The organism is Haemophilus sp. SZY H36, from assembly GCF_018829625.1.
In the GTDB taxonomy this organism is placed as follows: domain Bacteria; phylum Pseudomonadota; class Gammaproteobacteria; order Enterobacterales; family Pasteurellaceae; genus Haemophilus; species Haemophilus haemolyticus_K.
In genome coordinates, this window is sequence record NZ_JAHKKA010000001.1 from 502,492 (window position 1) to 525,557 (window position 23,066).

Annotated in this window: 15 protein-coding genes and 1 tRNA gene; 8 read left to right on the top strand and 8 right to left on the bottom strand. The window is 38.3% G+C overall.

What is annotated here, in order from left to right; genetic code table 11:
- Position 1: 1 nt before the first annotated feature.
- Complete coding sequence (locus KP713_RS02225) at positions 2–343, bottom strand: SirB2 family protein (protein ID WP_215769730.1); 342 nt, start codon at positions 341–343, stop codon at positions 2–4.
- Between the two features lie 61 nt (positions 344–404).
- Positions 405–2,075: an energy-dependent translational throttle protein EttA gene (gene ettA, locus KP713_RS02230; protein WP_046939298.1), complete on the bottom strand. Its 1,671-nt coding sequence runs from the start codon at positions 2,073–2,075 to the stop codon at positions 405–407.
- A gap of 325 nt (positions 2,076–2,400) precedes the next feature.
- On the opposite strand from ettA, the gene zevA reads away from it, so the two are divergent.
- Both zevA and zevB read left to right on the top strand, forming a co-directional pair.
- On the top strand, positions 2,401–3,021 hold the full coding sequence (gene zevA, locus KP713_RS02235) for a zinc transporter binding subunit ZevA (RefSeq protein WP_215769731.1): 621 nt from the start codon (positions 2,401–2,403) through the stop codon (positions 3,019–3,021).
- 2 nt (positions 3,022–3,023) lie between these two features.
- The gene (gene zevB, locus KP713_RS02240; protein WP_215769732.1) at positions 3,024–3,992 is read left to right on the top strand and encodes a zinc transporter permease subunit ZevB; all 969 of its coding nucleotides are present in this window, start codon (positions 3,024–3,026) and stop codon (positions 3,990–3,992) included.
- Positions 3,993–4,094: 102 nt separating this feature from the next.
- On the opposite strand, the gene KP713_RS02245 is transcribed toward zevB, so the two are convergent.
- Positions 4,095–4,170: transfer RNA gene (locus KP713_RS02245), tRNA-Asn, on the bottom strand.
- 435 nt (positions 4,171–4,605) lie between these two features.
- Here KP713_RS02245 and uvrB point away from each other — a divergent pair.
- Complete coding sequence (gene uvrB / locus KP713_RS02250) at positions 4,606–6,645, top strand: excinuclease ABC subunit UvrB (protein WP_215769733.1); 2,040 nt, start codon at positions 4,606–4,608, stop codon at positions 6,643–6,645.
- A gap of 30 nt (positions 6,646–6,675) precedes the next feature.
- Here uvrB and KP713_RS02255 read toward each other — a convergent pair whose 3' ends face one another.
- The 4 genes from KP713_RS02255 to aceE form a co-directional block, all read right to left on the bottom strand.
- A complete protein-coding gene (locus tag KP713_RS02255) occupies positions 6,676–8,601 on the bottom strand; it encodes an LTA synthase family protein (protein ID WP_215769734.1) in 1,926 nt (641 codons plus the stop codon).
- Between the two features lie 266 nt (positions 8,602–8,867).
- Positions 8,868–10,292 carry a dihydrolipoyl dehydrogenase gene (lpdA, locus tag KP713_RS02260; protein WP_111407254.1) on the bottom strand — a complete coding sequence of 475 codons (1,425 nt, stop codon included), beginning with the start codon at positions 10,290–10,292 and terminating at the stop codon, positions 8,868–8,870.
- A gap of 100 nt (positions 10,293–10,392) precedes the next feature.
- Positions 10,393–12,279: a pyruvate dehydrogenase complex dihydrolipoyllysine-residue acetyltransferase gene (aceF, locus tag KP713_RS02265; protein ID WP_215769735.1), complete on the bottom strand. Its 1,887-nt coding sequence runs from the start codon at positions 12,277–12,279 to the stop codon at positions 10,393–10,395.
- A 62-nt stretch (positions 12,280–12,341) separates the two neighbouring features.
- On the bottom strand, positions 12,342–15,002 hold the full coding sequence (aceE, locus tag KP713_RS02270) for a pyruvate dehydrogenase (acetyl-transferring), homodimeric type (protein WP_215769736.1): 2,661 nt from the start codon (positions 15,000–15,002) through the stop codon (positions 12,342–12,344).
- A 303-nt stretch (positions 15,003–15,305) separates the two neighbouring features.
- Between aceE and mgsA the strand changes: the two genes are divergently transcribed.
- From mgsA to KP713_RS02290, 4 genes are all read left to right on the top strand, one after another.
- On the top strand, positions 15,306–15,764 hold the full coding sequence (gene mgsA / locus KP713_RS02275; RefSeq protein WP_215769737.1) for a methylglyoxal synthase: 459 nt from the start codon (positions 15,306–15,308) through the stop codon (positions 15,762–15,764).
- Positions 15,765–16,038: 274 nt separating this feature from the next.
- Positions 16,039–17,277 (top strand): hypothetical protein, encoded by a 1,239-nt coding sequence (locus KP713_RS02280; protein ID WP_215769738.1) that lies wholly within the window; start codon positions 16,039–16,041, stop codon positions 17,275–17,277.
- Positions 17,278–17,332: 55 nt separating this feature from the next.
- Complete coding sequence (locus tag KP713_RS02285) at positions 17,333–17,587, top strand: hypothetical protein (RefSeq protein ID WP_215769739.1); 255 nt, start codon at positions 17,333–17,335, stop codon at positions 17,585–17,587.
- Positions 17,588–17,844: 257 nt separating this feature from the next.
- Positions 17,845–19,314, top strand: a complete 1,470-nt coding sequence (locus KP713_RS02290; RefSeq protein WP_215769740.1) for a surface lipoprotein assembly modifier — start codon at positions 17,845–17,847, stop codon at positions 19,312–19,314.
- A gap of 41 nt (positions 19,315–19,355) precedes the next feature.
- On the opposite strand, the gene KP713_RS02295 is transcribed toward KP713_RS02290, so the two are convergent.
- A complete protein-coding gene (locus KP713_RS02295) occupies positions 19,356–20,798 on the bottom strand; it encodes a YdgA family protein (protein ID WP_215769741.1) in 1,443 nt (480 codons plus the stop codon).
- A gap of 313 nt (positions 20,799–21,111) precedes the next feature.
- On the opposite strand from KP713_RS02295, the gene dnaK reads away from it, so the two are divergent.
- A complete protein-coding gene (gene dnaK / locus KP713_RS02300) occupies positions 21,112–23,019 on the top strand; it encodes a molecular chaperone DnaK (RefSeq protein WP_215769742.1) in 1,908 nt (635 codons plus the stop codon).
- Positions 23,020–23,066 lie beyond the last annotated feature (47 nt).

Here is a 23,066-nt window from a genome sequence, read left to right on the forward strand (position 1 = left end):
TTTATTTTAAATAGGCAATTAAGATCGCACCAATAAAACTTACGCAAGCAAGCCAAAAGAAAATGCTCTTGGGTTGAGAAACTTTTTTACTGAAAAATTTCGCAGCAAACACGATATACAAAATGAGTAATGCGAATTTAGCAACCAACCACCATTCAATATCAAAAGCAAAGAGATATAAAATGACAACACCAGAAACAATCAATAAGGTATCTGATAGGTGCGGTAAAATTTTTAATAATTTTATCGAACGCCAGTTTTTGCCAGTAAGTTGCATTGCGCCACGAATCACTAACAATGCTAGACTTAAAAAGGCGAAAAAAATATGTAAATAAACTAGCATAATCACTCCCAAAAAAGTAAGAAAAGTGCGGTCAACATCAACCGCACTTTCTCAATATAAATTACTTCGCAATACGTTTATATTTAATACGATGTGGCTGAGTCGCTGCATCGCCTAAGGTTTTCTTTTTCCACTCTTCGTAGTCTGAGAAGTTACCTTCATAGAACGTGACTTTACCTTCATCACCGTAATCTAAAATATGCGTTGCGATACGGTCTAAGAACCAACGGTCATGGGAAATTACCATTGCACAGCCTGGGAATTCTAAAATCGCATTTTCTAAGGCACGCAAGGTTTCAACGTCTAAGTCATTGGTTGGTTCGTCTAATAACAATACGTTACCACCACGCTGTAGAAGTTTAGCTAAGTGTAAACGACCTCGCTCACCACCCGATAATTCACCAACACGTTTTTGTTGATCCACGCCTTTGAAGTTGAAACGGCCCACATACGCACGGCTTGGAATTTCAAAGTTACCAATAGTGAGAATATCTTGTCCGTTAGAGACTTCTTCCCAGACGGTTTTCTTGTCATCCATTGAGTCACGGAACTGATCTACCGAAGCAAGTACAACGGTTTCACCCATGGTTACAGAACCTGAATCTGGTTGTTCTTGACCTGACAACATACGGAATAAGGTTGATTTACCCGCACCGTTTGCTCCGATAATCCCTACGATTGCACCTTTTGGAATACTAAAAGATAAATCATCAATTAAAGTGCGGTCGCCATAAGATTTGGTTAAGTTTTGCACTTCAATCACTTTATCACCCAAACGTGGACCAGGTGGAATAAAGAGTTCGTTAGTCTCATTTCGTTTTTGATATTCACCAGAGTTCAATTCATCAAAGCGCGCCATACGTGCCTTACTTTTTGCTTGGCGACCTTTAGGATTTTGACGCACCCATTCCAACTCTTTCGCAATAGATTTTTGACGCGCATTTTCAGCCGCTTGTTCTTGTTCTAAGCGTTTCTCTTTTTGCTCTAACCAAGAAGAATAGTTACCTTCCCAAGGAATACCCTCGCCACGGTCAAGCTCTAAGATCCAGCCCGCTACGTTATCTAAGAAATAACGGTCGTGGGTAATTGCCACAACAGTGCCTTCATAATCATGTAAGAATCGCTCTAACCATGCCACAGATTCCGCATCTAAGTGGTTAGTTGGTTCGTCTAATAAGAGCATGTCTGGTTTTTCGAGCAATAAGCGGCAAAGTGCTACACGGCGACGTTCGCCCCCTGATAAATGTTCGATTTTGGCATCCCAATCCGGTAAACGTAATGCATCTGCTGCACGCTCTAATTGGTTATCTAAATTATGCCCATCATGCGCTTGAATAATGGCTTCAAGGTTCGCTTGTTCTGCGGCTAATTTATCAAAATCCGCATCTGGATCCGCATAAAGCGCATACACTTCATCTAAACGAGTAAGTGCATTTTTCACTTCAAAAACAGCCTCTTCCACAGCTTCACGCACGGTTTGTTGCGGTTCTAATTTTGGTTCTTGTGGAAGATAACCGATTTTAATTCCTGGCTGCGGACGCGCTTCCCCTTCAAATTCTTTATCTACGCCCGCCATAATGCGTAAAAGGGTTGATTTACCCGCACCATTTAAACCCAACACCCCGATCTTAGCGCCAGGGAAAAAGCTTAAAGAAATATCTTTCAAAATATGACGCTTCGGTGGTACCACTTTACCGACACGATGCATCGTATATACAAATTGAGTTGACATATTTATCCTTTATCTAATAAAAAGTGCGGTCATTTTACTTGAAGTTTCTTTATTTGCCTAACAATAGGCAAATAATAGATAAAAAAAACCACCCGAAACGGGTGGCAGGAAAGTAGTTTAGCTATATTTATGATTATTTTATTTAGGAACTTTATGAATATCAAGCAATCACTTGACGGGAGCTATGTTACTGAATATTCAGAGACGAGGGAAATGCTATTGAGAGTTTTTTTGATTTACATCAACATTTTTGACAGAAAAATTCGTTTTTGCGTGTAGAATAAACAACTTCTAACGCTAATGTTCAAAATAATTAGGATTTTTTGTGAAAACGTATTCATTATTACTCGGTCTATTCTTCAGTTGCAGTGTTTTAGCTCACCCCCATGCATTTATTGATATGCAAACCACGCCTATCATAGAAAATAATCAACTCACCGGCTTATCAATGAAATGGACTCTCGATGAACCAAGTTCGTCCGCGGTTATTTATGATATGAAACAGGCTAAAACAAAAAATGATCAGCAAAAACTCATCGATGATGTCATGGGAAATGTTGTGAGTGAACATTATTTTAGCTATTTATATGACGCTCAACATAATAAAATCAAATACTCTCCTCACCCCAAAAATTACGGAGTAAAAACCCAAGGATTACAACTGCAATATTATTTTGATGTGCCACTCGCCCATCCACAACAGTTAGAAAAAAATACATTTAGCTTACAAACTTACGATCCTACTTATTATGTGGCGATGACTTACACCTCAAAAAGTGCGGTAGATTTTTCCGCACTTCCGAAAAATTGCCAAGGAAAATTAATTGAACCTAATGTGGATGAAAAAATCCAAGCCTACGCATCTTCACTTGATAAATCCCAAAAGAACGAAGATGATTCCTTAGGTGTGATGTTCGCGCAAAAAATAATAATTCAATGTGAGTAGAAATGAAAAAATATAAAACAGGGCTCGTGTTATTAGTGATTGCACTTGCCTTACTTGGCTATTTTTCCCCTTGGTTTTTCTTACATATTGCTGCATGGCAAAAAGATTTTAATCAACTTATTTCGGAAAATTTACATCAAATTCAAAATAATAGTATCAAGGCAGGCATCACGCTTATTTTTGCCAGCTTTGTTTACGGCGTACTTCATGCCCTCGGGCCAGGACACGGCAAATTTATTATTGCTAGCTATCTTTCCACTCATGAAAGCCAATTAAAACAAAGTACTATCTTGAGCTTACTTTCTTCCTTAATGCAAGGCATTGTCGCGATTACAGCAACAACATTGCTCGTTGTAGTGCTAAATCTATCATCACGTTATTTCAAATTAAGTCAGCTTTGGTTAGAACGATCTGCCTTGCTACTATTGGTATTTCTCGGCTGTTATTGGATTTGGCAAGGTTTACGTGCCTATCGTAAAAAAGCTAAATTAGCCATTAAATCCCTAAATCCCCTCCACCTACACGAAAAAAGTGCGGTGAAAAATAACCGCACTTTTCAAGCAAACACTTGTAGCTGTGGACACCAACATTTGCCAAGCCCTACGCAAACTGCACAAGCAACCAATCTAAAATCACAATTTCTCGTGATTTTAACAATTGGTATGCGCCCATGTAGTGGTGCTATTTTCGTTTTATTTTTAGCTTATATGCTTGATCTTTATGGCTGGGGAATTTTAGCTGTATTAGCTATGTCTTTCGGCACAGGACTTATGCTGTCAGCCTTCGCAGGGATTGTACGTTATGCGCGAAATACCGCAATTCACTTAGGGCGTTGGTATAGTTCAAAAAATACGAAAGGAAAAAACGAAAGTATCGTGAAACTAATCGCAGGTGGAATAATGCTATTTTTTGCCTTGAGCTTGTTATATGGCACAACCATCTCAACTGGCGGAAGCAAAATCCTATTTTGAAGTTAAAAATAAAGCCCATCAACATGATGGGCTCAAAATCTTTTGGTTGCTAATTTAGAATTTGTAAAAGGAGACAAACAAACTCTAAACCAAAAGAAAAATTGGCTCCTCCTGCTGGACTTGAACCAGCGACATATGGATTAACAGTCCACCGTTCTACCGACTGAACTAAGGAGGAATAAACTTTGTATCACAAGGAATAGGGCGCGCATTTTAATGGTCGTTCGGTAGCTTGTCAATGCAAAATTAAAAAAATTTCATAAAAAAACAAAAAATTTTCTCATCTTTTATATACCACCTAATATTTATTTTTCTATCCACAGAGCCTGTGGATAACTTTGTGGATTAACTTTTTAAAATTTTGCGGATCCCTTGTTCTTACAAGGATTATTCGATCTTGATTACAGATTAGTCTAAAATTATATTTTAATTTAAAATCAATAAGTTAAGTTTTGTCTAGTGAAAAATTAAAGTTTTTTTTATGAATTTGTGACATCTTCCTCTTGACATCGCTAAGTCTGTGTAAAACTTACATTTTTGCCTGATCAATTTTACACATTAAATATGCTAAAATAGACATTATTCAAAACTATGAAAAAACCGACCGCACTTTATGTCTGAAAAAATCAACACAAAGCCATTCATTCTGCATTCCGACTTTCGTCCCTCTGGCGATCAGCCGCAAGCTATCGAAAAATTAGCTGAAAATTTAACGGATGGTTTGGCGCATCAAACTTTGCTCGGGGTAACAGGATCGGGGAAAACCTTTACTATTGCCAACGTAATTGCCCAATTAAATCGCCCCGCCATGTTACTTGCACCGAATAAAACCCTTGCAGCCCAGCTTTATGCAGAAATGAAAGCCTTTTTTCCAGAAAATGCGGTGGAATATTTTGTGTCTTACTATGATTATTATCAGCCAGAAGCCTATGTGCCGAGCAGTGATACCTTCATTGAAAAAGATGCGTCTATTAATGATCAAATCGAACAAATGCGTCTTTCTGCGACGAAATCTTTTCTAGAACGTCGAGACACCATCGTAGTGGCTTCTGTTTCAGCTATTTATGGTTTGGGTGATCCTGATAGCTACTTACAAATGATGTTGCATTTACAACAAGGTGCCATTATCGATCAGCGCCAAATTTTAGCGAAGTTAGCGGAATTACAATATACCCGCAATGATCAAGCATTTCAGCGTGGAACTTTCCGTGTTCGCGGAGAAATTATTGATATTTTCCCTGCGGAATCTGATGATCTAGCGGTGCGTATCGAATTATTCGATGATGAAATTGAGCGTTTAAGTTTATTTGATCCGCTTACTGGTAGTAGTTTTGGTGCTGTCCCACGTTTTACGATCTATCCTAAAACTCACTATGTGACGCCCAGAGAACGTATTTTAGATGCGATAGAAAACATCAAAAAAGAACTCGTATCACGCCGTGAATACTTCATTAAAGAACATAAACTTTTAGAAGAACAGCGTATCAGCCAACGTACCCAATTTGATATTGAAATGATGAATGAATTGGGCTATTGCTCGGGTATTGAAAACTACTCTCGCTATCTGTCGGGCAGAAATGAGGGCGAGCCACCACCAACATTGTTTGATTATATGCCCTCTGATGCGATTTTAATTATTGATGAATCTCATGTGACTGTGCCTCAAATTGGTGGAATGTATCGTGGCGACCGTTCGCGAAAAGAAACCTTAGTCGAATATGGTTTCCGATTACCGTCAGCATTGGATAATCGTCCGTTACGCTTTGAGGAATTTGAACGCTTAGCTCCACAAACCATCTATGTTTCCGCAACACCAGGGCCTTATGAATTAGAAAAATCAGGCAGTGAAATCATCGATCAAGTGGTTCGTCCAACTGGTTTGCTTGATCCGCTCATTGAAATTCGTCCAGTCTCAATTCAAGTAGATGATTTACTTTCCGAAGCTCGCCAAAGAGCGGATAAAAATGAGCGTGTTTTAGTGACAACACTCACCAAGAAAATGGCGGAAGATTTAACAGATTATTTAGATGAACACGGGATTCGTGTGCGTTATCTACATTCTGATATTGATACCGTGGAACGCGTCGAAATTATCCGTGATTTGCGTTTAGGCGAATTTGATGTATTGGTGGGAATTAACTTATTACGTGAAGGTTTAGATATTCCGGAAGTGTCTCTTGTGGCGATTTTAGATGCCGATAAGGAAGGTTTTTTACGTTCTGAACGTTCTTTAATCCAAACCATCGGCCGAGCTGCACGAAACTTAAATGGTAAAGCGATTTTATATGCGGATAGCATCACCAAATCGATGGAAAAAGCCATTACCGAAACCAATCGTCGTCGTGAAAAACAAACCAAATACAATGAAGAACATGGCATTGTGCCACAAGCATTAAATAAGAAAGTCGGTGAATTGTTAGATATTGGACAAGGTGCAAACCAAAAAGCGAAAGCCAATAAACAACGTGGAAAAATGGCGGCAGAACCAACCGCACTTTATAATGCACCGAAAAATGCCAAAGAATATCAACAACAAATCAAAAAACTGGAACAACAAATGTATAAATTTGCGCAAGATTTGGAATTTGAAAAAGCCGCGACAATTCGCGATCAATTACATCAATTACGTGAACAGTTTGTTTTTGATAACTAAAAGAAACGCCAGCTTAAGCTGGCGTTCTGTTTATTTATTTTCACCTGAAGAATACAAGCGATTCTTATATAAATAACTACCTAATAAAGCGTGAGCCAATGCCTCTTTTTTCATCGCATCAGGTACGTCTTTTGGCGTTAAAGTTTCTGAAGCTTTATCATAATGATAACCTTGCGCTGCTTTATTTGGCATTTGAATTACCACATCATTATTGCCTTTCATCATTGCTTGAGTTTGATCATATTGCATAAAGGCACGATCTGGGTTTACATCTTGCGTTAAATCAAAACCAATCATTGGATAATTGCCACTTACGCCGGCTAAAGAAAGTAACGTGGTTGGCATATCAATTTGGCTCACAAGACGACTGTCACGACGTGGCGCAACTCCATCACCAAGAATCAAGGCTGGAATATGGAAATGCTTAATTGGCACAAGACTTGCTCCGCCTACACGAGAATCGTGATCCGCAACAATTAAGAAAATCGTATCTTTCCAATAATTAGACTGTTTTGCCATTTTAAAGAAATGACCTAACGCATAATCCGCATATTTTGCTGCATTATTACGAGTGGCTTTTGGTTGCTCATAAAGCTCAATTTTGCCATCTGGATATTCAAATGGATCGTGATTGCTGGAGCTAAACACTAAACTAAAAAACGGTTTACCTTCATTTTGTAATTTCGTGAAGGTTTCATTGGCTTTATCAAATAAATCCTCATCACTCACGCCCCAAGTGCCAGTAAATGTTGGATTTTGGTAATCTTGTTGATCCCAAATATCTTTAAAACCATTGCCGTAGAAAAAGCTCGCCATATTGTCGAAGTGCTTTTCACCGCCATAAATAAAGGAAGTGTTATAACCTTGTTTATGTAATAAATCCGCAATAGTAAAGAAACCACTTTGGGCATTATTAAGTTTCACCACTGCGCGAGCTGGCGTTGGAGTAAAACCTGCGGTTGTTGCTTCAATACCGCGCACTGAACGCGTACCTGTTGCATAAAGATTTTCAAATAACCACCCTTCTTTTGCGAGCTGATCTACATTTGGAGAAAGTGGTTTGCCACCGAGTGTACCAATAAACTGAGCACCGAGACTTTCTTGTAGCAAAATCACGATATTTTTAGGTTTCCCCTGATAAGTCGCGATATTTTTCGTTAAAGTTGGATATTTATCTGAAATGTAATCGCTGTCTGGGCGGCCACGGCTTGCTTTAACAATACGAAACATTTCATCTGCATCCATTTTTCCGTACATTTCTGAAGATTTTTCTTCATCTTTAAATTGCTGTGCCGCATAAATGACGGAATAGCCCGAATTAAGCACCAAAGAATTCACTAACGCATCAGAAGAAAATGCCACCATAGCGGGATTAATACCGCGGTGTTGAAAACTTGAACGCGCCCCAAGGAAACTCACTACAATAACAAGCAAAGCAATCACAGGACGAAGTTTCCAACTCACTGAGCGTAAATTTTTGACCGCCCAACCAGAAATTTTCCAATAAACCACAGAGGCTAAAATCGTGAAAACAAGGCTAAAAATCACCGCACTTAAATGCCCTTCCGCAAGCATTGAAAAAACTTCTTTCGGATAAATCAAGTACTCGATAAATAAACGATTTGGTCGGTAATCGTAGGTTTCAATAAAGGCAGGTGTGGCAATTTCCATAAAGATAATAAACACGCTGCCAAGGGTTAACCAAACGCGTAAAATTTTTACCCAAACTTTGTTGCTATGGAACAAGGTTGTGAGTAATGCCGGTACACCAAACAAATAACAGAGAGCTACAACATCCATTCGTACGCCTTGCAAAAATAATTGCAACCAGCCATCTACGGCAGATACACGCTCTGATTGCCATACTGCAAGTCCCAAACGGGATAAGGAAAGGATAATGAGATTAATCAACACGAAGGTGAAGATCGGAAATAAAGGAGAATGCGCTTTTTTCATTGTAAAAACCACTAACAAAACGGCATCCAAGCCGTATTAAATTGAAGAAAGATAGGCAACTGTCTATCGGTCGGTTCCTTTTCGACACGACAAAAGTCTTAAAGTGCGGTCAATTTTCGCATAGTTTTACTTAATCTCAAATGTATTCATAGATTATCAATCAATTTCACCGTTAAAATCTTAACGCCCCATGTTAAAAAATAACATTTGCTTTACTGATATAAAAAAAGCGAGTTTAACACTCGCTTTTTCTTGTACTTAGAAAATTATTTTTTCTTCGCTTTTGCATTTGGAAGGTCGGTGATTGAGCCTTCAAATACTTCCGCAGCTAAACCAACAGACTCGTGTAAAGTTGGGTGAGCGTGGATAGTTAATGCAATGTCTTCTGCATCGCAACCCATCTCGATAGCAAGACCGATTTCACCTAATAATTCACCGCCGTTAGAACCAACGATTGCACCGCCAAGTACACGATGAGTATCTTTATCAAAGATTAACTTCGTCATACCTTCTGAACATTCGGATGCAATAGCGCGACCTGATGCTGCCCAAGGGAATTTAGCGACTTCGTAGTTTAAACCTTCTTGTTTACATTCTTTCTCAGTTTTACCTACCCAAGCCACTTCTGGTTCGGTATAAGCGATGGATGGAATAACTTTTGGATCGAAGTAGTGTTTTTGTCCTGCAATGACTTCTGCAGCAACATGGCCTTCGTGAACACCTTTGTGCGCTAACATTGGTTGACCAACAATATCTCCGATTGCAAAGATATGCGGCACATTAGTGCGCATTTGTTTATCAACATGAATGAAACCACGATCATCAACTTCAACGCCTGCTTTACCTGCATCGATCAATTTGCCATTTGGTGTACGGCCAATCGCAACAAGTACTGCATCATAACGTTTGGTATCATTGCATGCTTTGCCTTCCATTGAAACGTAGATACCATCATCTTTTGCTTCAACAGCAGTCACTTTGGTTTCAAGCATTAACTTGAATTTTTTCTCGATTTGTTTGGTGTAAATTGCTACAACATCTTTATCTGCGGCAGGGATAACTTGGTCGAACATTTCCACAACTTCAATTTCTGAACCTAATGCGTGGTAAACCGTACCCATTTCTAAACCGATAATACCACCACCCATAATAAGAAGTTTTTTAGGTACTTCTTTTAATTTAAGTGCATCTGTTGAATCCCAAATACGCGGATCTTCATGTGGAATGAAAGGTAATTGAATTGGGCGAGAACCTGCTGCAATAATAGCATTATCAAATTTGATTGTTGTTGGGTGACCATCACGATCACGCGCCACTAAAGTATTAGGATCAGTAAATGCTGCTAAGCCTTCAACAACAGTGACTTTGCGTGCTTTTGCCATACCCGCTAAACCACCGGTTAATTTAGCGACAACCGCTTCTTTACCCGCACGGACTTCATCTAAATCAATTCTTGGCTCACCAAAGTAAATACCATTTTTACTTGCGTGTTTTGCTTCTTCAATCACTTTTGCTACGTGCAATAATGCTTTAGATGGGATACAACCTACATTTAAACATACCCCACCAAGAGTTGAATAACGTTCAACTAATACAGTTTCTAAGCCTAAATCCGCACAACGGAACGCCGCGGAATAACCTGCTGGGCCTGCACCAAGTACGACGACTTGGGTTTTAATTTCTTTACTCATTTTTACCTCGTAAAAACGTTCAAAATATTGACCGCACTTTTTGCGATCATAAGGAATTTGCTAAAACGCCCTTTCTTCTAATTAGAAGAAAGGGGCGTTATTACATAATCAAACGGCGTAAATCTGCTAATACAGCACCGATATAGCTAATGAATCGTGCACCATCCGCACCATCAATGACACGGTGATCGAATGATAATGACATTGGAAGAATTAAGCGTGGTGCAAATTCTTTACCATTCCATACTGGTTCCATCGATGATTTAGACACACCAAGGATAGCAACTTCTGGCGCGTTTACGATTGGTGCAAAGTGAGTTGTACCAATACCACCAAGACTTGAAATGGTGAAACAGCCACCTTGCATATCAGATGCAGTCAATTTGCCTTCACGTGCTTTTTTCGATACTTCCATTAATTCACGCGAAAGTTCGATAATGCCTTTTTTGTTCACATTCTTGAATACAGGCACGACTAAGCCATTTGGCGTATCTACTGCGACACCAATGTTAATATATTTTTTCAGGATTAAGCGTTGTGCATCTTCGGTAATTGAGCTGTTGAAACGTGGATACGCTTCTAATGCCTTTGCCACCGCTTTCATAATGAACACAACTGGCGTGATTTTTACGCCAAGTTTTTGTTTTTCTGCTAACGCATTTTGTTCTTTACGGAATGCTTCTAAATCCGTGATATCTGCTTTATCGAAGTGAGTAACGTGTGGAATCATTACCCAGTTACGATGTAAGTTAGCGCCTGAAATTTTATTAATACGGCTTAATTCGACTTCTTCAATTTCGCCAAATTTACTGAAATCAACTTTTGGCCATGGTAATAAGCCTAAGCCAGCGCCATTCGCTACGCCATTGCCAGCAGGTTGTGCTGTTGCACCGCTTTCATAAGCTTTAACTGCTGTCTTCACATAAGCTTCGATATCTTCTTTAACGATACGCCCTTTACGGCCTGTACCCTTTACTTTATCTAAGTTTACGCCAAATTCACGTGCTAAACGACGAATAACTGGAGTAGCATGCGCATAGCCAGCGCTTGCCACCACTTGTTCTTGGCTTAAGCCAGATACATTGCCAGATTGAGCTGGTTGTGTCGCTGGCGCAGGCGATGCAACTTGTGGTGCTGGAGCAGATGTTGACGCAGCTGGCGCTGCACCTGCTACTTCAAAGCGCATAATTAGTGAACCAGTCGATACTTTATCACCTGATTTCACGAGAATTTCTTTTACTACACCGCCGAATGGAGCAGGAACTTCCATTGAGGCTTTATCGCCTTCAACGGTAATTAATGATTGATCTTCTGAAACAGTATCACCAACGGCAACCATAATTTCAGTCACATTGACTTCATCACCACCAATATCTGGCACATTCACATCTTTAATTGCAGATGTTGTGGCAGCAGGCGCAGCTGTTTGAGCTGGTGCAGCCGCAGCAACTGGAGCAGATGATGCAGTTTCAAATTTCATGATGAGTTTACCAGTTGAAACTTTATCACCGACATTAATTAAAATTTCTTTTACCACACCTGCGATTGGTGCTGGAACTTCCATTGAAGCTTTATCGCCTTCAACATTGATGATTGATTGATCAACTTCAACACTATCACCCACTTTAACCATAATTTCAGTAACATTTACCTCATCAGAACCGATATCTGGTACGTTTACTTCAATAACATCCGACGTAGTTGGCGCAGTCGCAGCTACTGGTGCTACTGGTGCTTCAGCCGCAGGTGCAGTGCCTGCGGCTTCTAATACGAGCATTGGGGTGCCCGTTGTGACTTTATCACCGACTTTGACTAAAACCTCTTTTACAACACCCGCTTCTGGTGCAGGCACTTCCATTGAAGCCTTATCACCTTCAACGTTAATGATAGATTGATCAACAGAGATGGTATCGCCTACGTTTACCATGACTTCTGTTACGGTAACTTCATCACTACCAATATCAGGAATTTGAATTTGTTTTGACATTTTTTGTTCCTTTTAAAGTACGGTCATAAAACACGATGTTTTTTGACCGCAGTTTTCATCAATTACGCGTAAAGCGGATTGATACGATCTACATTCAAACCGAATTTCGCAATCGCATCTGCAACAACTTGGTTAGATACTGTACCTTCTTTCGCTAATTGAGAAAGTGCAGCAACCACAACATAACGAGCATCAACTTCGAAGTGTTCACGTAGGTTTGCACGGCTGTCTGAACGACCGAAACCATCTGTACCTAACACATGATAATGACGACTTGGTACGAATGCACGGATTTGATCTGCGTATGCTTTAACATAGTCAGTTGAAGCAACAGTTGGTAAATCAGCTAATACTTGAGCAACGTATGGTACGCGTTGTGTCTCTGTCGGGTGTAATAAGTTCCAACGTGCCGCATCGTGACCTTCACGGGCTAATTCATTGAATGAAGGTGCTGAGAATACATCGGAGGTTACGCCATAATCTTTTGCAAGAATTTGTGCCGCTTCACGAACATGACGCATGATAGCACCAGAACCTAACAATTGAACGTGGCCTTTGCCTTTTTTACCTTCCACGGTTTCAAATTTATATAAACCTTTGCGAATACCTTCTTCCGCACCAGCAGGCATAGCCGGTTGATCCATGACTTCATTTAATGTTGTCATGTAATAGAATACATCTTCTTGTTTTTCGCCGTACATGCGGTTAATACCGTCTTGCATAATTACAGCAACTTCAAATGCAAATGATGGGTCGTAAGTGACACAGTTCGGAATGATACCTGCTTGAATATGGCTGTGGCCATCTTCGTGTTGTAAGCCTTCACCGTTTAATGTCGTACGACCTGAAGTACCACCCACCATGAAACCACGAGCTAATTGGTCACCAGCAGCCCACATCATATCGCCCACACGTTGGAAACCAAACATTGAGTAATAGATGAAGAATGGAATCATTGGTTGGTTATTGACAGAGTAGGAGTTCGCTGCAGCTAACCAAGATGCGGTTGCACCTAATTCATTGATACCTTCTTGTAGCACTTGACCATCTTTTGCTTCGCGGTAGTAAGCAACTAAGTCACGATCTGAAGGAACATAGTTTTGACCATGTGGGTTATAAATACCGATTTGACGGAATAAACCTTCCATACCAAAAGTACGTGCTTCATCCGCAATCATTGGAACGATAGTTTTACCAATGTTTTTATCTTTTAATAAGATGTTTAAGGCACGAGTAAACGCCATAGTGGTTGAAATACCACGAGGTTGTTCTTCTAATAATGCTTTAAACTCTTCTAATGCAGGAACTTTATATTCAACATCAAATTTAGTACGACGAGCAGGAACATAGCCGTTTAATGCTTTACGGTGACCATGTAAATATTCGTATTCAGGAGTGCCTTCAGCAAATTTAATGTATTCTAATTTTTCTACTTGCTCATCAGTCAATGGTAAATCGAAGTAGTCACGGAAACCTTTAAGGCTTTCATAAGACATTTTTTTAGATTGGTGAGCGGTGTTTTTACTTTCCGCTTCAGGAATTTTATAACCTTTAACTTGATGCGCTAAAATCACAACTGGTTTCGTTGTATTTTGTGCTTTTGCATAGGCTGCATATAATTTTTCGCTATCGTGTGCACCACGGCGTAATGCCCAAATTTCATCATCCGTCATATCTGCAACTAATGCAGCAGTTTCGGGATAACGACCGAAGAAGTGTTCACGAATATACGCACCATCTTTAGATTTGAAAGTTAAATAGTCGCCATCAAGCACTTCCATCATTAACTGAGTTAATTTACCTGAAGTATCTTTCGCGAATAATTTATCCCAATCGCTGCCCCATAAAACTTTAATCACTTCCCAGCCAGCACCAGTAAATAATCCTTCTAATTCTTGAACGATTTTACCATTACCATTAACCGGGCCGTCTAAACGTTGTAAGTTACAGCTGATAGTGAAGATTAAGTTATCTAATTTCTCACGAGCCGCAAAAGTTAATGCACCTTTAGACTCAATTTCATCCATTTCACCATCGCCTAAGAATGCATAGACTTTTTGATCTTTGGTATCTTTTAAGCCACGGTTATCTAAGTATTTTAAGAAACGCGCTTGGTAGATAGCATTCACAGGACCTAAACCCATAGAAACCGTAGAGAATTGCCAGAATTCAGGCATTAATTTAGGGTGTGGATATGAAGATAAACCATCGGTAAAGGCTTCTTGACGGAAGTTATCCATTTGTTCTTCAGTTAAACGACCTTCTAAGAATGCACGCGCATACATACCTGGAGCAGCATGGCCTTGGAAGAAAATTAAGTCGCCACCGTTTTTCTCCGTTGCTGCTTTGAAGAAGTGGTTATAGCAAACTTCATACATGGTTGCCGCAGATTGGAAAGTTGAGATATGACCACCTAAGTCAAGATCTTTCTTCTGACTACGCAATACCATAGCAATAGCATTCCAACGCACAGCAGAACGAATACGACGCTCAATAGCATGATCACCTGGGTAAGCAGGTTGTTCAGAAGCAGGGATAGTATTGACATAATCGGTCGTTACACCTGTCGGTAATGAAACACCGTTGGTGCGTGCTTGGCCGATAACTTGCTCAATAATATATTGTGCACGTTCTACGCCTTCTTCACGAATCAAAGAATCTAATGATTGTAACCAATCTTGAGTTTCGATTGGATCAACGTCATGTTTTAAAATCTCAGACATAGGTTTTCCTTATCTGTTAATTAAGTGAACATTAGTTTAGTCAGCACTAAACACGAATATCAGAAATGCTTGCCTTTTTACAAACATTTAACAAATCTTGCAAATTTTAGAAGATTTTTTGAGATAAAGATAGTAAATTTTCATCAAATATCCCTGTTGAGTGCTGTGTTAATCGGTAATCTTTTGAAAGTGCGGTAATTTTTTCTCGCCTTTTGTAAAGCCTATTAAAATCATAAGTAAAACATTGCATTCTGTAGGGCTTTGCTTTAAAGTTTTCAAACTTATTTCAAAAAGGAATCAATCATGCATATAACGACTCGAACGCTCACTCAACACAAACGTATTGCACTTGTGGCTCATGATAGCTGCAAAAAAAATTTACTGAATTGGACGCAAAAACACAAAGATGCACTTAAGCCCCATATACTTTATGCAACAGGTACGACAGGGCATATTTTAGAACGAGAAACAGGTTTAAGCATTCAATCTTTATTAAGTGGTCCGATGGGCGGCGACCAACAACTTGGTGGATTAATCGCAGAAAAGAAAATCGACATGATGATCTTCTTTTGGGATCCAATGAATGCCGCACCCCATGATCCCGATGTGAAAGCCCTCATGCGTATTGCAACAGTGTGGAATATTCCTGTTGCCATTAATCAAAGCTCCGCAGATTTTATGTTAACTTCAGTTTTATTTGAACAAGATGTGGAAATTGAAGTGCCAGATTATGAAGGGTATTTAAAAGAGCGATTAAAATAATATTCATATTTTTTCCCCTGATAAACGTACTTTCTAGTGTTCAGGGGGATTTTTCTCTCCTTATTTTTCTTTTTCTCCTCTCTATTTTGTCAATTCTCCTAAATTATCAGAAAGAAATAAAAATTTTTTATTTTTTAATCATTTTAGCTTGCGTTTTTTTTTAGAATGGGAAAGTTTTTATTGGTGTTTTTATAAATAGATTTTTCATTTATAAAGTCTCTTGTTTTCAATAAAAGCATTCCTCTATTTTTTATTATTCCAAAAGGAAAAAATTATGAAACCAACCTTTAAAACAACCACACTTGCGATTTTAGTGTCATTGGGTGCTGTGGCTTGTTCTTCTACTTCCTCCGCAGATCATCCCTTATCTAAGCAAAGTATCCAAGATAACAACAAATCTGAAGCAGAACAAAAACGTTTAGAAGAAGAGGCGAAGATCAAAGCTGAAGAAGCCCAAAAAGCAAAAGATTTGGAAGAAAAAGCCCGCTTAGAACGTGAAGCCAAAGAAAGAGCGGAAGAAGCAAAACGCCTAGAAGAAGCACGTATTCAAGCCGAGCTGAATAAAATGCCAAAAACAACGCGTGATATAAAAAATACGGGATGGCTTTCGAACATCTATTTTCCGGATAGATATTCTACATATGCAAAAGTGCCAGAACTTATAATACCAAGAGAGGCTGAGGAAGATACAGATATAGATATAAAAGAAGCTATAAAAAATGATATTCAAGAAGCTATAAAAAATGATATTCAAAAAGGAGGGAAATATGCTGGGCTACATAAAGGATCCTATAAAAGTACGACAGGCTTAGATTACCCTAAAGTTATTGAGCTTGATGATAAGTCTTTTGAGCATGGTAGTCAGAAGGTAATTGCTAAAAAAATAGACTATAAGAACAAAGATATAAATTATCTTTTTATCAATAATCCTTATTCTAGCTATGGCGCATTATTTGTTGATCGACTCAATTCAAATTTATTCGTCGAATCCTTTACTGATCAGAATTCTAATTTTAAAGCTGGTTACTATATTAAAGATGGTGTTGAGTACAATATGGAATCGTTGCAAGGAAAAACATTTGCATATAAAGGAAACATTATTGCTATAGCAAAGAGGGCTATTCCAAATACAAACGTAACAGTAAGTGATGAGCCAACAGTAGATGGTGATATTACATTTAAAATTAAATTTAAAGAAAAAGTTGATTCTAATGAATTATCTGATGTTGTTATTAATAGCAAACTTCTCGGAAATGACATAAAGCTTAAAATTACCGACTGGGAAGAGAAAAGAGATTGTTCTTTCAATACTATTTGTAGGGGTGACAATGGTGACGAGTCTATTATTTATCAAACTATGTCACTAGATATTGTAGATAAAGATGCTAATGATGTTGTTGGTAATGTTTTTTTTGGTTTTAACCAGGAATATGAGAATGGCCTCTATTCTAACAAATTGCCTAAAAATGGTTTGGTGAGTTATTTCGGTACGTTTGGTGCAACTAAGCAATAATAGTTGTGTTTGATTCAAATTGCCCATCGGGTGATAAATTTTATTAGGTGATTTTATGTTAGAAATTTTTAATTTAATTAATAATGATCTCTTCTTGTCCTTTAGTAGTTTAATTATTGGGCTTGTACTATTCTTCATATCAAGAAATAAAAATAATTCTATTAGTTTTATGTTAGGTATTGCGTTCTATATTTCAGGGATATTTATGCTAATAAATACTAAATTTATGATTGAAGAAAGCTTTGGACGTTGGTTATTAACATTTGTGGGAACAGTTTTACCATTAATGATAGGAAAAAATGATAAGTAAAATAGTTATCAAACCAATGCTTAGATTAATTAAATTTAAATAGCTAGTTATTAATCATATTAAGTTTAATTTTTAGTGAGTCAAGGATTTTATCTCATTGAGATAATATATGGTAGGAAGTCCTTTGATGTTTTAAACTGAATAGATTATTCATAGATGATTTTTGACTAGTTTATACCACTTGCATACAAGGGAAACTTTGGTTCGTTATTTTTATGACGGACTAAAGTTTTTCTTACCATGAAATATTAACTATAATGAAAAAGACAAATCTATTTTTTATCGCACTTCTCCCCACTCTTGCTTTGGCAGAAACAACAACTCCAGATATTCGTCAAACTCAAATCAAAACAGAACTTGAACCACAAATTAATGTCGCCAAACTTGAAAAACGTGAACAAAATTTACCGCACTTGGGTACAGAACAAGCCGAACAAATTCAAATTACCCTTGAGCAACTTAAACAAAACCCCGCTTTAACCCATGAATTATTAAGCCGTGCCATTTATGCCCGAAATCCAGAAATGATTAAAAATTTGCTGGAAATTTACCGCACTTTTCCAAATCGTGACCCGATTATGGAACACTTTGCGGAAGGAAAATTGGCTGCAATAACGGAAAACTATACTGTAGCCATTGATAAATATCGCGAAATTTTAGCCAAAAATCCAAATTTAAACCCTGTACGAATTGAACTGGCTATCGCTTTATTCAATCAAAAACAAGATGGGGCTGCTAAAGACCAATTTGAAAAAGCGCAAACCGCAGAGGATTTACCGCCTCAAGTTAAGCGTTTAATGGAGGCTTATTTAGAGGCTTTAAAAGAACGTGACAGCTGGAATGTGGATTTTTCTTTTAATTATGTGCGTGATACCAATGTCAACAATGTCGGCGAGGGCAAAACGGTCGTATTAAATAATGGTGGCACCTTAACGCGTTCCGAATCAATGATGCCACAAACAGCCCACGGTTTGGCATATTCACTGGATATTTCCAGAGATTTCAATTTATGGCGTTCTCATTACCTCACGGTGGGAAATGAGTTCGGGGGCAAGAACTATTGGGATAATCATGAATTTGATGATATTTCTAACCGCACTTTTGTTGGCTATGCACATAAAACCGCAAAGCAAAATTTCCGTATCAAACCTTTTTATGAAAAACGTTGGTATGGCGGCGAAAGTTATCGTTGGTCTAACGGGGCAAGGGTGGAATTTTCTCGTTGGTTAAGCACAAACTGGCAACTTTCTACTGCGGGAGAATTTTCCAAACAACGTTATTTAGACAGTACATCACAAAACGGCAATAACAAACTGATTTCCGCAACCTTACTTTGGGCAAGAACACCGAAACAGTTTTTCTATCTCGGTTCTGATTTCATGGCAGAAAGAACGAAGGTTCGTCAATATGGTTCAGACAGTAAAAGCCTACGTTTAGGTTGGGGACAAGAATGGAATTGGGGAATTTCCTCACGTCTCGGCTTATCCATAATGAAACGTGAATTTAAAGATATTGCCAAACTCGGTAATCTCAATTTGTTTTCTTTTGGAAAACGCCGAGAAGATAAAATTTACGGCGTGAATTTATCCCTATGGAAACGCGACTGGCATATTTGGGGAATTACACCAAAACTCCAACTAAGCTGGCGTAAACAAGATAGTAATATTCCAGAAATGTATTCTTACACACAGAAGAATGTGAATATGTTGTTTGAGAAAACCTTTTAATTAAATACAAAACAGGGCGATAATTTATCGCCCTGTTTTAGTTATCTCCCAAATCCCCCCATTGCAAGCATAAAGAGTACCATTTTTAGTTGCTCTTCTGGAATTGGCTTACCGTTGAGTTTCAATTCGTTATTTTCTAAAGCAAGCGTTAATGTGACGGTTTTATCTGAGTTTACGATAATGCCATTCACTTCACCATCAACAACTAATTCATTTAATCGGTGAACTAAATCTTGCTTTTGGTTTTCTGGTACAAATTTAGATAACAATGAAATCGCAGTTTCTTTATTCACATCAAAATTGATCGAAAAATCTTTGAATTGTTTGTATAAGCCGCTGCGCATTAAATCAAATTTAGGGTTCGGCACTAAAGCAATATTCAGATCCAATGCCACTTTACCTTTTTCGTCAGAAATAGAAAGAGGGGCAAATTTAATTTGAGGCTGATTATTCGCAATGGCCATGCCGGCTTGTTGTAATTTTTGCACCAATGGTTTAGGTAACGGCATATCTGAATCAGCCTTGCCTATTGCCACTAAAATGTTTAAAAGTTCTTGTAATGCATTGCCATCAATATGGTTGAATTCTACATTGTTGGTCACTTTGCCTAAGTTGTTACCGTTAATATGTAATTCATCCAGATTTGTTTTATTGATGATATTTACTGTATCACCCTCAACTTGTGTAGTTAAATTTGCTTGGCTGTTTTTCTGAATCAGAGAGAATTTTTCGCCAGTCTCTGCAGATTCGGTATTTTGCTCAAAATAGCCTATTTTGCTATTGAGGTTTCCACTATAAATAAATGGCCATTTTGTGCTTTGTAGTGAGCCTTGTACGACAAGATCTTTTATTTTAATTGATGAAGCGGTTGAAACTGCATGATTTGGGTCATTTGAATTAAATGCATCTACAGATAGCGTATAATTGCTTGGTTCATTTTTCTCTAAATCTACATTTAATACGACATTTGACCAATCAAAATCTGCCTTGGATTGCTCATTGTGATATTGCCCCGATGCAAGTTTTAATTCCGCATTACCGCTTAATGAATAATTCATTGCGACATTTAGTTGTAACGGTTTCTCTGATTTTGTGATATCAAAGAGTGCCTGAGTTGTTGCATTTTTTCCTAACAAGGTTTGGCTTGAAAAAATGGTTGGAACGAAATTCAGTTTCGCCACACGATCAAGCGGCAAAGGCCCGTGATAAAGCGTTGATGATAAAGGAATAATGATCGTTTCATTTGCCTTGTGGATTTCTATTTGATCTTGAATATGAGAGGCAAATAATCCTCTATCAAATTTTATATTTTTATAAAAAATTTTACTTTCTTCTAATATATCTGTTTTGGCAAATAGTTGATTTAACTGTTTTAGCTGATGTAAATATTCGTCCTCAGCTTTTTTCCCTGTAAACCATGCACCTGTACACCAAACGGCAGCAAGAACAACGACTACGCCTGCAGCAATTTTTGATTTTTTCATTTATTTCTTTCCTATTTTAAAGTAAAAATTTTCGCCAAATTTATCACAAATCCCTTTTTCTTGCCTGAAAATTTTTGTTTTCCCCTTGAAGTTCATCATTTGAGACTTATCTTGAAAACAAGAACGGAAATCACCGCACTTTAAGAAATAAAAAATTTTTAAAATTTTCTCTTGAAATGCGAAAGAATATCCACATCTTACAATTCGTAACAAATAGGGCTTGTAGATGTTTCAAAAATATTTGTGATAGAGGCTATTTTGAGACGTTTATAAGTTCAACCCCGAATTTTAAAATTTTTACTAGGAGTACAAAATGGGAAAAATTATTGGTATTGACTTAGGTACAACAAACTCTTGTGTAGCAGTTATGGAAGGCGACAAGGCTCGCGTAATTGAAAATGCAGAAGGTGCACGTACAACCCCTTCAATTATTGCTTATACAGATAATGAAACTTTAGTGGGTCAACCAGCAAAACGTCAAGCAATCACTAACCCGAAAAATACATTGTTTGCGATTAAACGTTTAATTGGTCGTCGTTTTGAAAGCGAAGAAGTTCAACGCGATATTAAAATTATGCCTTTCGAAATCGTGCGTGCAGATAACGGCGATGCGTGGGTAAATGTAAAAGGTGATAAATTAGCACCACCGCAAATTTCTGCTGAAGTATTGAAAAAAATGAAAAAAACGGCAGAAGATTTCTTGGGTGAATCTGTAACAGAAGCAGTAATCACTGTGCCTGCATACTTCAACGATGCACAACGTCAAGCAACTATTGATGCGGGTAAAATCGCAGGTTTAGATGTTAAACGTATCATTAATGAACCAACAGCGGCTGCATTGGCATTCGGTTTAGGTTCAAGCAAAGAGAACCAAGTGATCGCTGTTTACGACTTAGGTGGTGGTACATTCGATATTTCAATCATCGAAATTGATAACTTTGATGGTGAACAAACTTTCGAAGTGTTAGCAACTGGTGGTAACACTCACTTAGGTGGTGAAGACTTCGATAACCGTGTAATTGATTACATTATTGATGAGTTCAAAAAAGAACAAAACATCGATTTACGTAATGACCCAATGGCATTACAACGCGTAAAAGAAGCAGCAGAGAAAGCAAAAATTGAACTTTCATCAGCTCAATCTACTGAAGTGAACCTTCCGTACATCACTGCAGATGCTACAGGCCCTAAACACTTAGCATTAAATATCACTCGTGCAAAATTAGAAGCATTAGTAGAAGATTTAGTAGCAAGCTCAATTGAGTCTTTGAAAGCTGTATTAAAAGATGCAGGTAAAGGCGTGAGTGAAATTCACGACATTATTCTTGTGGGTGGTCAAACTCGTATGCCACTTGTACAACAAAAAGTGGCTGAGTTCTTTGGTAAAGAAGCTCGTAAAGATGTAAACCCTGATGAAGCGGTGGCAATCGGTGCGGCAGTTCAAGGTGGTGTATTAAAAGGTGATGTGAAAGACGTTCTTTTATTAGACGTAACCCCATTATCTTTAGGTATCGAAACCATGGGCGGTGTGATGACCACTTTAATTGAGAAAAATACAACGATTCCAACCAAAAAATCGCAAGTGTTCTCAACAGCGGAAGATAACCAAAGTGCGGTAACCATTCACGTTCTTCAAGGTGAACGTAAACGTGCGGCAGACAATAAATCTTTAGGTCAATTCAACCTAGAAGGTATTAATCCTGCACCGCGTGGTATGCCACAAATCGAAGTAACATTTGATATTGATGCAAACGGCGTAATCAACGTATCTGCGAAAGATAAAAATACGGGTAAAGAACAACAAATTCGTATTCAAGCATCTTCTGGTTTATCTGATGAAGAAATTCAACAAATGGTGCGTGATGCAGAAGCAAATGCTGATGCAGACCGTAAATTTGAAGAAGTTGTTCAAGCGCGTAACCAAGCTGACGGTATTGCACACGCAACACGTAAACAAATTGCAGAAGCTGGCGATGCATTGAGTGCCGCAGACAAAGAGAAAATTGAAGCAGCAGTCGCTGAGCTTGAAACAGCGGCAAAAGGTGAAGATAAAGCAGAAATTGAAGCGAAAATTGAAGCGGTAATTAAAGCCTCTGAACCATTAATGCAAGCAGCTCAAGCAAAAGCTCAACAAGCTGGTGGCGAGCAACCACAACAATCATCAGCAAAAGATGATGGCGTGGTAGATGCTGAATTTGAAGAAGTGAAAGATAATAAATAATTCACCGCTCTTCTTAGCATAAACAGAGGGCGTGGAAACACGCCCTT

What these genes read in the sequence shown, in the direction of transcription:
- dnaK (WP_215769742.1), top strand. Translation starts at nt 21,112, where the DNA reads ATGGGAAAAATTATTGGTATTGACTTAGGTACAACAAACTCTTGTGTA.
- KP713_RS02255 (WP_215769734.1), bottom strand. Translation starts at nt 8,601, where the DNA reads ATGAAAAAAGCGCATTCTCCTTTATTTCCGATCTTCACCTTCGTGTTG.
- uvrB (WP_215769733.1), top strand. Translation starts at nt 4,606, where the DNA reads ATGTCTGAAAAAATCAACACAAAGCCATTCATTCTGCATTCCGACTTT.
- mgsA (WP_215769737.1), top strand. Translation starts at nt 15,306, where the DNA reads ATGCATATAACGACTCGAACGCTCACTCAACACAAACGTATTGCACTT.
- KP713_RS02280 (WP_215769738.1), top strand. Translation starts at nt 16,039, where the DNA reads ATGAAACCAACCTTTAAAACAACCACACTTGCGATTTTAGTGTCATTG.
- KP713_RS02285 (WP_215769739.1), top strand. Translation starts at nt 17,333, where the DNA reads ATGTTAGAAATTTTTAATTTAATTAATAATGATCTCTTCTTGTCCTTT.
- KP713_RS02290 (WP_215769740.1), top strand. Translation starts at nt 17,845, where the DNA reads ATGAAAAAGACAAATCTATTTTTTATCGCACTTCTCCCCACTCTTGCT.
- ettA (WP_046939298.1), bottom strand. Translation starts at nt 2,075, where the DNA reads ATGTCAACTCAATTTGTATATACGATGCATCGTGTCGGTAAAGTGGTA.
- KP713_RS02225 (WP_215769730.1), bottom strand. Translation starts at nt 343, where the DNA reads ATGCTAGTTTATTTACATATTTTTTTCGCCTTTTTAAGTCTAGCATTG.
- aceE (WP_215769736.1), bottom strand. Translation starts at nt 15,002, where the DNA reads ATGTCTGAGATTTTAAAACATGACGTTGATCCAATCGAAACTCAAGAT.
- aceF (WP_215769735.1), bottom strand. Translation starts at nt 12,279, where the DNA reads ATGTCAAAACAAATTCAAATTCCTGATATTGGTAGTGATGAAGTTACC.
- KP713_RS02295 (WP_215769741.1), bottom strand. Translation starts at nt 20,798, where the DNA reads ATGAAAAAATCAAAAATTGCTGCAGGCGTAGTCGTTGTTCTTGCTGCC.
- zevB (WP_215769732.1), top strand. Translation starts at nt 3,024, where the DNA reads ATGAAAAAATATAAAACAGGGCTCGTGTTATTAGTGATTGCACTTGCC.
- lpdA (WP_111407254.1), bottom strand. Translation starts at nt 10,292, where the DNA reads ATGAGTAAAGAAATTAAAACCCAAGTCGTCGTACTTGGTGCAGGCCCA.